We start from the raw sequence: 13,151 nt of genomic DNA, 5'->3' as shown, positions 1-13,151 counted from the left end.
GCAGCGACCGGGCGTGAGCGCCGGCACCGACTGGTGCCGACACCGACCGGCGCCGACACCGACCCGGGTGCGAGCACGGCGGTGGCTTCCCGGCCTGCGCGGCCTACCCGACCCGTTGGAGGGCCTTCTCGCGGCGCTCGGCCACCCGCGACCCCGATTCCCGCCGGGCCATCCGGCGCAGCACGACCGGTGCCACGGCCAGACCGGCCACGGCCCACGCCCCCAGGACCGCGACGGTCTCCACATGCCGCCACGACTCGCCGATTTCGACACCGGCCGCGCTGTCCGGCAGCAGGGCGGACCGCATGCCGAGACCGAGCCAGTAGACGGGGAGGGCCTGGGCGATCCCCTGTACGGCCCCCGGCAGCGACGTGATCGGGTAGAAGATCCCGGAGATCGCGATCATGCCGAGGATCGGCAGCGTCATGACGCCCTGGCTGCGGGCGCTGGTGAACACCGAACCGAGCACCGCGCCGATCGGCAGGGTCGCCACGAGCCCCATGACCAGGACCCAGGACAGCGTCAGCCAGGCCCACGGATCGCCGACCGCGAGACCGGGGACGAGAAGCAGGCCGGGGACCAGGAAGATCGCGAGGTCGGCGAGCAGACTGCCGGAGACCGAGACGATCTTGCCGGTCAGATATCCGGCCACTCCGTTCGGGGTGGCCTTCGCCCGCAACAGGGTCCCGTCCTCGCGGTCGGCGGTGAGCTGCTGGCTCATGCTGACCATGGCCATCGCGGCGTTCATGCCGAGGATGCCCGGCAGCACGAGAGTGCCGAGCGGGAATCCGCTGCTCCCGAAGGACACGTCACGCAGGAAGAACGTGACGATCAGCATCAGCGTCGGCCAGAAGAAGTGGCCCCACAGATCGGCGCCGTTGGTGAACGACTGCCGCAGTTCGATCAGACCGCGGGTCCATCCGGCGCGCACCGCGGCCACGAGCGGGGCGTTCGGCCGCGACGGACGGCCGGTCGGGTTCATCGGGCGGCCTCCACCAGGGAGAGGTACGTGTCCTCCAGCGAGGACCGGCGGACTTCGAGGTTCTCGATGGATTCCCCGTACTGCCGCAGGAGTTCGCGTACGAAGCCGGTGGAGTCCGGGGTCGTCCGCACCCAGGGCTGCCCGTCGCACGTCCAGCGCACCTCGTCCTCGCCCGCGATGTGCCGGGCGAGCTCCGTCGCCGTGCCGTCGGCGATGAGCCGTCCGCCGTTGAGGATCATGATGCGGTCGGCGAGCTTCTCGGCCTCGGCCAGGTCGTGGGTGGTGAGCAGGATCGTGGTCGCGTGTTCCGCGGCGAGGCGGCGTACGAGGTGGTGGAACTCGCGCCGGGCCTCCGGATCGAGCCCGGCGGTGGGCTCGTCCAGGAACAGCAGCTCGGGACGGCCCACGATGCCGATCGCCACGTCCAGCCTGCGCCGCTGCCCTCCGGAGAGCATGCGGATCTTCTGCTCCGCGTGCGCGGTGAGGCCGACCGCCGCGACGAGTTCGTCCGGGTCCCACGGCCGGGTGAGGTGCTCGGTGGCGTAACAGGCGTAGTAGGAACCGAGATGCGCGAGCAGTTCCCGCACCCGCCATTTGCCGTGGTCCCGCCAGGACTGGAGGACGACACCCACCCGCGCCCGCCATGCCTCGGTGCCGTGCGCCGGATCCGTACCGAGCACCTCGACCCGGCCCGCCGACCGCATCCTGAACCCCTCCAGGATCTCGATGGTGGTGGTCTTGCCCGCTCCGTTGGGGCCGAGGAGCGCCAGGACCTCTCCGTGGCGGGCCCGGAACGTCACGTCGTGCAGGACGTCGTTCCCTCCGTGGCGCATACGCAGCCCGTCGACATCGAGCACGACGTCGTCACGGGTCGGTGCGGTCGGTGTGGCTGGCATGGGTGGCATGGGCGGACCCCCTGATTCGCTCCGTCGAGCATCTTCACTCAGGGCTGAAGCTACGTAGCCTTTCCCTCACCGGCAACGCTGGAACACCCCAACTGGCCAATATTTCCGGCGTTCTTCGACAGAAATTGCAATGACTCTGCCGCTGAATGCAACCCGGTCGGCCGGCCCGTTGCAATGGTCCGGCCGTGAACGCACACTGTCCCCGGACGCTCGATCGGCAGCGGCAGGCAGCGGCAGTGGCAAGCGTCAGCGGCAGTGGCAAGCGGAGGAGGGTGGTGCGGATGCCGGGGGGCAGGCTGACCCACGAGGACCGTCGGAGCATCGCGGCGGGACTGACCGAAGGACTCGGGTACGCCGAGATCGCCAGGCGGCTCGGCAGGCCGACTTCGACCGTGAGCAGGGACGTCGGCCGCAACGGCGGGCCCGAGGGCTACCGCGCGGACCACGCCCACCGGTCCACCGAGAGGCGCGCGCGCCGCCGCGGACCGGCGGCGGTCCAGGAGCCGCGTGCCGCCGCCGGTGCCTACGGGCGTGACCCCGAGGCGGTACGCGGATTCGTGGAGGAGTTCGCGGGTCTGATGGCCCGGACCGGCGTACCGCGCATGGCGGCGCGCGTGCTCACCTGCCTGTTCACCGCCGACTCCGGCAGCCTCACCGCCGCCGGACTGGTCCAGCGGCTGGGGGTCAGCCCCGCATCGGTCTCCAAGGCCATCGGCTATCTGGAGGAGCTGGGGCTGGTCCGCCGCGCCCGCGACCCACGGGGGCGGCGCGAGCTGTACGTGGTCGACGACGACGTGTGGCTCCGGGCGTGGACGCAGAGCGCCGGGAAGAACACGCTGTGGGCGGACGCCATCCGCCAGGGGGCCGCGATCTTCGACGCCGCCACACCCGCCGGGGCCCGGCTGGACCGGATGAGCCTGTTCTTCGCCCGCCTCGGCGACGACATGGCGGGCGGCGGGCTCGACACGGTCGCGGGCGAGAACGCGCTGACCGTGCTCGCCGCTCTCGCCCAGGCGGGCACGCCCCGTACGGCGGATCAGCTGGCCGCCGCCCTGGGCTGGCCCACGGACCGCGTCGCCGCCGCCCTGCTCGATGCCGAACAGCACCCGGAGGTGGCCGACCCGGTGGCGCTCCTGCGTACCGCACCCGGCACGTACACCGTCACGGCGGGACCCCATCGGCTCACCGCGGCTCAGCGCGAGGCGCTCGGCGGGCCCGAGGAGAGCGAGGACGACTGAGCGGCCCCCCGCCCGCTGTACGTGGGGGAGCCGCCGGGGGACCGCGGTACGCGGGGGAGCCGTCGGGTGGCCCGTCGAGGGACCGCGGTACGCGGGTGAGCTGTCGGGCGGGCCGCTGAGGGACGCGCTGTACTCGGGCGAGCCGTCGGGGGGCCGCTCCACGCGGCGGGTGGCCGAGCCCCGACCGCTGTACGCCGGGGGAGGGGGCGCGCGTAGCTTGGGAGCCATGACTGTCGAGCGCGCTGCCACCCGGATGTCCGCCACCACGCTGACCGCTCTTGCCGGTCTGCACGTCGCCTGGGGCGTGGGTTCGTCGTGGCCGCTGCCCGACCGTGAGGCGTTCGCGGACGCGGTGGTCGGCCGTTCGAACCCGCCCGGCCCGGGGGCGTGTTTCGCGGTCGCGGGTGCGCTGGGGGCCGCCGCGCTCCTGGTCGCGGGCCGGCCCCGGAGCCGCCCGGCACTGTCCCGCCTCGGTGCGGCCGGGGTCGCGGGCGTACTCGGTCTGCGCGGCGCGGCGGGGCTCTCGGGCCGGACCGATCTGCTGTCCCCGGGATCGTCCTCGGCCCGCTTCCGCCGCTTGGACCGGCTCGCCTACTCGCCGCTGTGTCTGGCGCTGGCGGCCGTGACGGCGGTCGCCGCCGGTTCGCACGGCCGCCCGGAGGCCGGGGCGACCCGCCCCTGACACCCGGCCGGTCAGTGCGGAAGCCCGACCGACAGGTGCGGGGCCAGCGCCCGGAGGAAGTCCGGCGCGTCGAACATCGCGCCGGCCGAGGCCACGCCCGTCGTCCGCGTGCGCCCGGCCAGGATGCGCCGGACGGCCTCCACCACGAGTGGGGCGGTGACCGCGTAGATGTCCTGGCCACGGGCCGTGGCGCGTCGCTCGACACCACCCGCGCGGACCACGACGTCGACGACGAAGGTCTGGTCCGACCGCCCCAGAGCGTCGACGGCCTCCGGTGCCGGTGTGTCCTCCCCGGCCAGGTCCCGCGCGGCTTCGACGGTCATGTGGGTGCGGACCTCCGGCACGTCCAGGTGGCTGGGGACGGTGACGACATCGGCCATGGTGAACTCCGAGATCACCGTGCGTCGGCCGAGCGGCTCCGGGAAGAGCCAGTCCTGTTCCGAAGCCTTGTCGTCGTGGTACCGCAGCGCGCCGTCCGTGAACCGCACCCGACGGCCCGCCCGGCGCTCGTGGGACACCTGCCCGGCCGTCCGGGTGCCCGCGGTGGGGTGCCAGCCGCTCAGTCCGTACGCGACCTGCACCTCGTCCGCCGCGGTCCACCCGCCCATCGCCGCGGTCACCAGCAGGTCGCCCAGCCCACCGTAGAAGGCCATGGCCGGCACCACGGGCGTGCCCGCCCTCCGGGCCGCTTCCGCGTAGTCGGCGAACATCGCCGCATTGGCCTCGATCTCCGCCGCGACATCGACGTACGGGACCCCCGCGCGCAGGGCCGCCTCGACGACCGGGCCGCCCGTCACCGCGAACGGTCCGGCGCAGTTGACGACAGCCGCCGCACCGGCGAGGGCCCGGTCCAGGGAGCTCGCGTCGTCCACGGTCGCGGGCCGCACGTCCACGCCCGCCCACTCGGCCGCCAGCACCTCCAACCGGGCCGCGTCACGGCCGGAGATGATGACGGCGAAGCCGCGCCTTCGCAGTTCGGCGACGATGAACCGACCCGTGTGCCCCGTCGCCCCGTAGACCACCACTGCCGCTGTCGTACGCATCGTTCCCCCGTCTCGATGTGCTGATGGGGTCAGTCTTGCCGCAGGCGGTACCCAGCGGTGATGGTCGGGAACGACATCATGCGTACACTTTCGGACATGCCAACTGTCGCACTGCTGACCGCCGGTCACCTGCTGCACTTCGAACTGGCAGTGGCCTACGAGATCTTCGGCAATCCCCCGCGTGAGGCCACGGACGGCTGGTACGACGTACTGCTCTGCGGGCCCGGACCGGTGCGGGTCGGCCCGTTCATGGTCGAGCCCGACCACGGGCTGGAACGTCTGGCAGGTGCCGACACCGTGATCGTGCCCGCGTGCGCCGACATCGACGAGCCGCCGCCGGCGGAGCTGATCGAGGCCGTGCGGGCGGCCCACGACGGGGGTGCCCGGGTCGCCTCGCTCTGCACCGGGGCGTTCGTGCTCGGCGCCGCGGGTCTGCTGGACGGCCGACGGGCCACCACCCACTGGGCTCATGCCGCGGAGCTGAGCGCACGTCATCCGCGGGCGGTGGTCGACCCGGACGTGCTGTACACGGACAACGGCAGCGTGCTCACGGCCGCGGGCAAGGCCGCCGCCGTGGATCTCTGCCTCCACCTGATCCACCTCGACCACGGCGCCGCCATCGCCAACTCCGTGGCCCGCCGCTTGGTCATGCCGCCGCATCGGCCCGGCGGTCAGGCCCAGTTCGTGTCCACGCCCGTGCAGGTGACCGGCGACCACGTACTCGCCCAGCTGCTGGCCTGGGTCCAGCAGCGGCTGGACCAGCCGCTGACGGTGACCGACATGGCGCGACGGGCGAACACGAGCCCGCGTCATCTCGGTCGGCAGTTCCGGTCGGTGACCGGGCAGACGCCGCTCCAGTGGCTCCTGACCCAGCGGGTACGCCGCGCCCAGGAACTGCTGGAGGCCACCGACGAGAGCGTCGAGGCGGTTGCCCTCGCCACCGGCATGGGTACGGCCACGACACTCCGGCGCCAGTTCAAACGGATCGTCGGGGTCCCGCCCGACAGCTACCGGCGCGCGTTCCGCAGCGCGAACCCTGCCTGACCGTCACGGGTGTCCGCTCCCCCCGGGAGACGGACCGGCTTCGGCGATCGGGCCTCCACAGCGGTCCGGGACCACTGCCGGGAGGACACGGCGGGGTCCGGGACGAGCGTGGAGCCGAGTGGGCGGGCCGATCTGTGCGGCGCGGAGGCGTCAGACGTTGTACGGGACGGTCTCGTTGCGCTTGGTGGACCAGTTGGTGACGATGGGCTTGTCCACGGTGGCCATGTCGGGGAGTTCGAGCTCGGCGGGGTTGGGGTCGTCCTCGGTGGTGGAGACGATGACGAAGCCGAACTCCTTGCCGCCTTCGCCGTCCGTGGTCTTGGGGTTGATACCGGCGTACGCGACGGCGGAGCCGGAGAGCTTGATGGGGTCTTCGCCGCCCTGCCCGACGGGGGAGGCGACGCCGTCGGCGTCGGAGCCGAAGGAGACGCTGGGGGTGTTGACGTCCAGGTAGCAGGTGATGCCGGACTTGGCCTTGGCGGTGACGAGGTAGTAGCTGATCGGCTGGGCTTCCCATGTGACCGTGAAGTCCAGGTCGTTGGTGCCGCAGGACTGCCCGTAACCGCTCTTCTCGCCGCTGTCGGAGGCACTGACCTGCTCGGTGGAACCGCCGGTGGTGGAACCGCTGGAACCGGAGCCGCCGGACCCGGAGGCGTGGGAACCGGAGCCGCCGGTGGTGGAGGGGCTGTCGCCGGATGAGCTGTTGTTCCCGCCGCTGCCGGCGGACGCGGCGGCGGGGGCGGGCGCCGCGGAGCTACCGGCGTTCGTGATGTCCTCGGGGTTGCAGGCGGTGGTGGTGGCGGCGAGGGCTGTCACGGCCGCGGCGGCCAGGACGAGGCGGGCGGAACGGGCGGCGAGACGCGAGCGCATCATGATCTCCAGCGGCTGTCGTGTGCGGTGTTTCCTGCTGACACCGATGACATTAGGGCCGGGTCGATCCTCAAATGATCCTGTGCATGTCCGGGTTCTGTCTCAGCAACTTCCGTTCCAAAAAGCGGCGTTGGATCGGACCTGCCCCAGCTCAAGGGGCCTGCCCGGGGCGTTGGGACACGTGCCTGTTCCTGATTGCGGGCACGGTGGCCCGAGGTCTTCGGACGTCGAAAGGCTCGGTCAAATGATCCAGACCGAACGGCTCTTGCTGCGTCCCCTGCGGGTCGAGGACGTCCACGCATTCGCATTCGTCGCGCTTCACGCAGACGTACGTGTGAACCGATTCGTCGGCGCCTGCTCCCACGAGCAGGCGTCGGAACGGCTGGCATCGATCGAGCGCCAGTGGGCCGATCGTGGTCATGGTCTGTGCGCTGTCGACTTGAAGTCCAGCGGTGAGTTCATCGGGCGCTGCGGGCTGAACTACTGGGAAGCCTTCGACGAGGTCGAACTCGGCTGGACACTGAGGGCCGGATCATGGGGCCACTGCTATGCGACCGAGGCCGCTCAGGCCTGCCTGCAATGGGGGTTCGCAACCCTGGACGTGGACTGCTTCACCGCCATGATCCGTCCCGGAAACACGCCCTCGGTGCGCGTCGCCGACAGGCTCGGGTTCTCCCCCCTCCGCGAGGACATCCTGGCCAGGGCGGTCCAGGCGCCTCCGCCTTGCCGGTGGCGAGCAACACTTTTGCAAGCGCCTGCTTGCAATAGTTAGCAAAGGTGTTGCACTATCGAGTCATGGCATCACTCAACGTCGGCAATCTCGGTGAGTACCTGCGCGAGCAGCGACGCGCCGCGCAGCTCTCGCTGCGGCAGCTCGCCGACGCCGCCGGGGTGTCCAATCCCTACCTCAGCCAGATCGAGCGCGGCCTGCGCAAGCCCAGTGCGGAGGTTCTGCAGCAGGTCGCCAAGGCATTGAGGATCTCGGCCGAGACGCTGTACGTGCGGGCCGGGATTCTCGACGAGCGGGAGCGGGAGGAGCTGGAGACGCGGGCGGTCATCCTGGCCGATCCGTCGATCAACGAGCGGCAGAAGAACGTGCTGCTCCAGATCTACGACTCCTTCCGCAAGGAGAACGGGTTCGAGCCCGGGCCCGAGCCCGATGCCGGTTCCGACGCAGTCACACACCCTCACAGCTAGTTCTGATGATCCGGGAGGACCACAAGTCATGGCCATCACCGATGACCTGCGCAAGACCCTCACCGACCCCACCCCCCTCTACTTCGCCGCGGGTACGGCCGACCTGGCCGTGCAGCAGGCGCGCAAGGTCCCGGCGCTGATCGAGCAGCTGCGGGCCGAGGCGCCCGAGCGGATCGAGGCCGTACGCAACACCGACCCCAAGGCCGTGCAGGAGAAGGTGACCACGCAGGCCAAGGAGGCCCAGGCCACCGTGCAGGCGAAGGTCACCGAGGTGTTCGGGTCGTTCGACACCGATCTGAAGAAGCTGGGCGAGAACGCTCAGGACCTGGCTCTGCGCAGCCTGGGCGTGGCCGCCGAGTACGCGGTCAGGGCCCGTGAGACGTACGAGAAGGTCGCCGAGCGCGGCGAGCAGAGCGTGCGGACCTGGCGGGGCGGGACGGCCGACGAGATCGTCGAGATCGCCGCCGTGGTGGAGGCCGAGCCCAAGGCGAAGCCCGCACCCGCCGCGAAGAGCGAGCCGAGGGCCGCCCGTGCCGGGACCGCCGCTCCGGCGAAGCCCGCCGCGGCTGAGGCCAAGCCCGCTCCTGCCAAGCCCGCTCCCGCGAAGCCCGCAGCGGCTCAGCCCAAGCCCGCTCCCGCCGAGCCCGCAGCGGCTGAGGCCAAGGCCGCGCCCGTCAGGAAGACGCCTGCCCCGCGCAAGCCCGCGGCGAAGAAGACCACCCCGCCCGCCGGAAAGTGAACCCGGGCGGTTCCGGCGCTGTCGGCCGAGTGGCCGGGGCGCGGGCCGGGCACCTTTACCGGTGGCCGGTTCGTTCTCCCGGTAGCTTGGCCGCAGGGCGCCCATCCACTCACTAGGCGGTAGACACCATGTTGCTCACAGGTTTCGGCACACTCATCGGGCTGCTCTATCTGGCCATGCTGGTGCTGGCCGTGATCGCCCTGTTCTTCGCGGTGACGGCCCGCGAGGACGCCTACCGTGCGGCGGACAAGCAGAAGAAGTCGTTCTGGCTGATCATTCTCGGCATCACCGTGGCCGTGAACCTCTTCGTGCCCATGCTGTTCCTCCAGCTCGCGGGCGCGGTCGCGTCGATCGTCTTCATGGTGGACGTACGGCCCGCGATCAAGGCGGTCTCGGGCGGTGGCGGTGGCCGTCGCGGCGGCGGGTCCAGCAGCGACGGGCCGTACGGGCCCTACAACGGCGGGCGCTGAGCGTTCGCCGTCCGGGTCGGCGCCGGTACGGGGCGGGAGCGCGGTGCGCTCCCGCCCCGTCGGCGTATCCGCTCCTGGTCGCGGTCGAGCAGCAGGACCGCCACGTCGTCGGTCAACTCCCCGCCGTTCAGCTCCCGCACGTGGGTGACCGCCGCCTCCAGCAGCTCCTCGCCGCCGAGTCCCCGGTCCAGCTGGGCGTTGATCATCGCGACCATGCCGTCCTGGCCGAGCCGCTGGGTGCCCGTCGGCCCGATCCGGCCCTCGATCAGCCCGTCCGTGTACATCATCAGGCTCCAGGAGCCGCCCAGTTCGACCTGGCGGCGCGGCCACCGGGCGCGCGGCAGCAGACCCAGGGCCGGTCCGCCGTCCTCGTACGGGAGCAGCTGCGCCGGCTGTCCTCGGCGGGCGATCAGCGGTGCGGGGTGGCCCGCCAGGCAGAGTCCGGCGCGGCGGCCGTCGGGGGCGATGTCGACCGTGCAGAGCGTCGCGAAGATCTCCTCGCTCTCCCGTTCGTGCTCCAGGACCTGCTGAAGCGTGGAGAGCAGTTGGTCCCCGCACAGCCCGGCCAGCGTCAACGCCCGCCAGGCGATGCGCAGTTCGACGCCGAGCGCCGCCTCGTCCGGGCCGTGCCCGCAGACGTCGCCGATCATCGCGTGGACCGTGCCGTCGGGGGTGCGGACCGTGTCGTAGAAGTCCCCGCCGAGCAGGGCGCGGCTGCGGCCGGGGCGGTAACGGGCGGCGAAGGTCAGGTCGGAGCCGTCCAGGAGGGGGGTGGGCAGCAGCCCGCGTTCCAGCCGGGCGTTCTCCTGGGCGCGGAGCCGGGACTCGGTCAGCTGGTGCTGGGCGATGTCCGCGCGCTTGCGTTCCACGGCGTACCGGATGGCGCGGCTCAGCAGCCGTGCGTCGAGCTCGCCCCGGAAGAGGTAGTCCTGGGCCCCGACCCGTACCGCCTCGGCGGCCAGCTCCGCGTCGTCCTCCGCCGTGAGCACGAGGACGGCGTGCCGGGGCGCGATCCGCAGGACATGGGTGAGGGCGGCCAGCTCGTCCGCGCGCCCGGAGAGGGTTTCCGGTGGTGTCCCGGTGGTCGCGGGCCGCGTTTCGGCGCCCGGCGGCAGGGCCAGGTCCAGCAGGATGCAGTCGACGTCGTCGGTGAGGAGCCGGCCCGCCTCGGTGAGATTGCGGGCGGTACGGATACGGACCCGGGTCCCGGCGGCGGCCGACAGTTCGGGTACGGCGATGGTGCCCGTCGGGTCGTCCTCGATCACCAGGAGGGTGAGGTCGGCGCCGTGGGTGGTCTCCGCAGCGGGAACGGCACGTTGCTGCGGTACGGGTACGGGCATCGGTTCGGGTTTCCTTCCCTCCCCCGAGGGCACGGCGGGACGACGATCGACGACCCGCCAGACGGGGACCATAGCGGTCCGTGGCAGGCGAACGGAATGGCGCACGGGGATCGGCCGCTGTCATATGCGCAGCCATAAGCCGCGTCCCGTCACGGATCCGGCGAGATGCACCGCCCGGAGCCGGGGCGGAGGCCATGACAAACATCACGCGCCGCCGTCACGGCGGCGTGGCCCCGCTCATGTGACCCGGTTCACCCGGTTCACGCGGTCCCGGCGGGCCGGTCCGCCAGGGGATGCCGCCCCGGCCGGTGCGGGGCGGGGGTGCCGGCCGGGGCCTGCCGACCGGCGGTGTCCGCCTGCCGGTCGGCGAGTGCCGCTGGCGGGACCGGTGCCACCCGGCTGCCGGTGCCCGCTCTCCTTATTGCTGTTGCCTGCGTTCTCGCCTGCGCGCCTGCGCGCCTACTTGTCCGGGCGGACCACTCCGAGGATCTGCATCGACCCCGCGCCCGCCAGCGTCACGTTCCGGCCGGGGCGCGGCGCGTGCACGATGGCGCCGTCGCCGACGTACATCCCGACGTGGCTGGCGTCGCTGTGGTAGATGATCAGGTCGCCGGGGCGCATGTCCTTGATGTCGATGCGCGGCAGTTGGCGCCACTGCTCCTGCGAGGTGCGCGGGATCGGACGCTTCGCCGCCGCCCACGCCTGCGAGGTCAGCCCCGAGCAGTCGTACGAATCAGGGCCCTCGGCGCCCCAGACGTACGGCTTGCCGATCTTCCCCGTCGCGAAGGCCACCGCCTTCTTGCCGCTCGCGGTCGCCTCGCGGTTGATGTCCTCGAGCGCACCGGAGGAGAGCCACGCGGTCTGCGCCGTGTACGCGGCCTCCTGCTCCAGCTTGAGGAGCCGGGCCCGTTCCTTCTTCTCCAGCTGCGATTCGAGCTTCTTCGCCGCCGCGATCCGGGAGTTGATCGTCTTCTTGGCCTTGGCCTGCTTGAGACGGTTGGATTCGAGCTTCTGCCAGTTGAGGCTCGCGTCCTGGGTGTACGTCTCCAGGTCCTCCTGGGTCCTGTTCAGTTCCGCCAGGACCGCTTTGGACGCCTGCTGGCCCTGACGGACCTGGTTCACCCCGTCCAGGAAGAGCTGGGGGTCGTCGCTGAGGACCAGCTGCGCGCCCGGCGGCAGCCCGCCGTTGCGGTACTGCTCGCGGGCCTGGGCGCCCGCCTGGTTCTTCAGCTCGGCGATCCTCGCCTGGCCGTCGACGATCGCCTTGGCCAGCTTCACGATCTCGCCGGACTGCTTCTCGGTCTGTTCCTCGGCGAGGTTGTACGCGTCCGTCGCCGCCCCGGCCTTGCGGTAGAGGCTGTCGATCTCCTGACGCACCTCTTCGAGACTCTTCTTCCCCGGAGCCGCGGGAGCGGTGGGGGAGGGCTGTATCGGTGCGGCCATGGCCTGGACCGGCGCGGCCAGTACGGCCAGCGCGCAGACCAGAGTGATCGCCGCAGCTGCACAGTGGCGTCGGTTCACGAGCTCCCCCTCCGGGCAAATGCAACAAAAGCCAGATATCGCGTATATGACTTACCGTCAGTAACTTCTCGGCAACGTCGCGATCGTGCCATGCCGCCCCGTAAAGCAACAGAGGCCAACCGCACCTGCCGTGTCACACGCGAGGCGCGACGGGCCACCGTACCCCCGGTACGACGCGGACCACCGTCCCCGCACGACGCGGACCACCGTCCCGCCCGAACGGCAGACCGCCGTCCCCCGTACGGCAGAGCGCGATCCCCTCTACGTACGGGACGAATGATGCCCGTACGGCGTTCCCCGGGGCGGCGACTTCTGGGCGCGCGGCGCGTTGTTCAGCCGCTGTTGGGCCGCAGGGCGGACCACGGCACGGTGACTTCGCCCTGCCGCCACCGCCGTACCCCGTCCGCCGTCGGCCAGTCGGCGGACAGCGCGCGCACGGCGGCGATCCAGCGCTGCCGTGCGCCCAGCGAGGCGTACGGGGCGGCAGCCGCCCAGGCGCGGTCGAAGTCGCGGAGGAAGGCGTGGACCGGTTCGCCGGGCACGTTGCGGTGGATCAGCGCCTTGGGCAGGCGTTCTGCGAGATCGGAGGGGCGCTCCAGCGATCCGAGCCGGGTCGCGAACGTGACCGTGCGCGGACCCTCCGGGCCCAGGGCCACCCACACATGCCGGCGCCCGATCTCGTCGCAGGTGCCCTCGACGAGCAGTCCGTCGGGGGCGAGCCGTGCGCACAGCCGCTCCCAGACCTCGGCGACCCGGTCCTCTTCGTACTGGCGCAGCACGTTCGCCGCCCGGATCAGGTGCGGGCGCCGCGCGAGCGGGATCTCGAAGCCGCCGTGGAGGAAGGTGAGCCCCTCCCGCTCGTACGGCTTCGCCGCGGCGACCCGGTCCGGGTCGATCTCGATACCGGCCACCGCGGTGCGCGGCTCGACGGTGCGCAGGCGCGTCAGCAGCTCCACGGCGGTCCAGGGGGCGGCTCCGTACCCGAGGTCGACGGCGACGGGGGCGTCGGCGCGGCGCAGGACCGGGCCGTGCACTGCGGCGATCCAGCGGTCCATGCGGCGCAGCCGGTTGGGGTTGGTGGTCCCGCGGGTCGCGGTGCCGATGGGGCGCTGGCGCATGC

The 13,151-nt window shown here is 71.9% G+C and carries 13 protein-coding genes and 1 pseudogene; 7 read left to right on the top strand and 7 right to left on the bottom strand.

Translation table 11 applies throughout. The features are described from left to right. Positions 1 to 103: 103 nt before the first annotated feature. Both A6A29_RS14370 and A6A29_RS14365 read right to left on the bottom strand, forming a co-directional pair. The gene (locus A6A29_RS14370) at positions 104 to 982 is read right to left on the bottom strand and encodes an ABC transporter permease (protein WP_073720459.1); all 879 of its coding nucleotides are present in this window, start codon (positions 980 to 982) and stop codon (positions 104 to 106) included. Then, the gene (locus A6A29_RS14365) at positions 979 to 1,878 is read right to left on the bottom strand and encodes an ABC transporter ATP-binding protein (protein WP_073720458.1); all 900 of its coding nucleotides are present in this window, start codon (positions 1,876 to 1,878) and stop codon (positions 979 to 981) included. Before A6A29_RS14365 ends, A6A29_RS14370 begins: the two co-directional genes overlap by 4 nt. A gap of 290 nt (positions 1,879 to 2,168) precedes the next feature. On the opposite strand from A6A29_RS14365, the gene A6A29_RS14360 reads away from it, so the two are divergent. After that, positions 2,169 to 3,125: a GbsR/MarR family transcriptional regulator gene (locus A6A29_RS14360; RefSeq protein WP_073720457.1), complete on the top strand. Its 957-nt coding sequence runs from the start codon at positions 2,169 to 2,171 to the stop codon at positions 3,123 to 3,125. A 226-nt stretch (positions 3,126 to 3,351) separates the two neighbouring features. Then, the gene (locus A6A29_RS14355; RefSeq protein ID WP_198953067.1) at positions 3,352 to 3,807 is read left to right on the top strand and encodes a DUF3995 domain-containing protein; all 456 of its coding nucleotides are present in this window, start codon (positions 3,352 to 3,354) and stop codon (positions 3,805 to 3,807) included. An 11-nt stretch (positions 3,808 to 3,818) separates the two neighbouring features. Here A6A29_RS14355 and A6A29_RS14350 read toward each other — a convergent pair whose 3' ends face one another. Beyond that, complete coding sequence (locus A6A29_RS14350) at positions 3,819 to 4,850, bottom strand: saccharopine dehydrogenase family protein (RefSeq protein WP_073720456.1); 1,032 nt, start codon at positions 4,848 to 4,850, stop codon at positions 3,819 to 3,821. Positions 4,851 to 4,946: 96 nt separating this feature from the next. Here A6A29_RS14350 and A6A29_RS14345 point away from each other — a divergent pair, with 96 nt between their 5' ends. Next, positions 4,947 to 5,894, top strand: coding sequence for a helix-turn-helix domain-containing protein (locus A6A29_RS14345; RefSeq protein WP_073720538.1), 948 nt, complete (start codon positions 4,947 to 4,949; stop codon positions 5,892 to 5,894). Positions 5,895 to 6,044: 150 nt separating this feature from the next. Here A6A29_RS14345 and A6A29_RS14340 read toward each other — a convergent pair whose 3' ends face one another. After that, on the bottom strand, positions 6,045 to 6,764 hold the full coding sequence (locus A6A29_RS14340) for a DUF4232 domain-containing protein (RefSeq protein ID WP_073720537.1): 720 nt from the start codon (positions 6,762 to 6,764) through the stop codon (positions 6,045 to 6,047). A gap of 244 nt (positions 6,765 to 7,008) precedes the next feature. On the opposite strand from A6A29_RS14340, the gene A6A29_RS14335 reads away from it, so the two are divergent. From A6A29_RS14335 to A6A29_RS14320, 4 genes and pseudogenes are all read left to right on the top strand, one after another. Then, positions 7,009 to 7,536: a GNAT family N-acetyltransferase gene (locus A6A29_RS14335; RefSeq protein WP_079182743.1), complete on the top strand. Its 528-nt coding sequence runs from the start codon at positions 7,009 to 7,011 to the stop codon at positions 7,534 to 7,536. Positions 7,537 to 7,559: 23 nt separating this feature from the next. Next, a pseudogene (locus A6A29_RS14330) lies at positions 7,560 to 7,937 on the top strand (helix-turn-helix domain-containing protein); the annotation flags it as partial. Between the two features lie 52 nt (positions 7,938 to 7,989). Next, positions 7,990 to 8,700: a hypothetical protein gene (locus A6A29_RS14325; RefSeq protein WP_073720454.1), complete on the top strand. Its 711-nt coding sequence runs from the start codon at positions 7,990 to 7,992 to the stop codon at positions 8,698 to 8,700. Between the two features lie 128 nt (positions 8,701 to 8,828). Further along, entirely contained in the window at positions 8,829 to 9,170 is a 342-nt protein-coding gene (locus A6A29_RS14320) for a DUF2516 family protein (protein ID WP_073720453.1), read from the top strand. On the opposite strand, the gene A6A29_RS14315 is transcribed toward A6A29_RS14320, so the two are convergent. The 3 genes from A6A29_RS14315 to A6A29_RS14305 form a co-directional block, all read right to left on the bottom strand. After that, the gene (locus tag A6A29_RS14315; protein ID WP_073720452.1) at positions 9,152 to 10,510 is read right to left on the bottom strand and encodes a PP2C family protein-serine/threonine phosphatase; all 1,359 of its coding nucleotides are present in this window, start codon (positions 10,508 to 10,510) and stop codon (positions 9,152 to 9,154) included. The genes A6A29_RS14320 and A6A29_RS14315 overlap by 19 nt on opposite strands. 459 nt (positions 10,511 to 10,969) lie before the next feature. After that, complete coding sequence (locus tag A6A29_RS14310) at positions 10,970 to 12,031, bottom strand: C40 family peptidase (RefSeq protein WP_073720451.1); 1,062 nt, start codon at positions 12,029 to 12,031, stop codon at positions 10,970 to 10,972. A gap of 332 nt (positions 12,032 to 12,363) precedes the next feature. Beyond that, on the bottom strand, positions 12,364 to 13,149 hold the full coding sequence (locus tag A6A29_RS14305; protein WP_073720450.1) for an SAM-dependent methyltransferase: 786 nt from the start codon (positions 13,147 to 13,149) through the stop codon (positions 12,364 to 12,366). Positions 13,150 to 13,151 lie beyond the last annotated feature (2 nt).

This window comes from Streptomyces sp. TSRI0281, from assembly GCF_001905125.1.
Taxonomy (GTDB): domain Bacteria; phylum Actinomycetota; class Actinomycetes; order Streptomycetales; family Streptomycetaceae; genus Streptomyces.
This window is presented reverse-complemented; position numbering and strand designations above follow the sequence as displayed.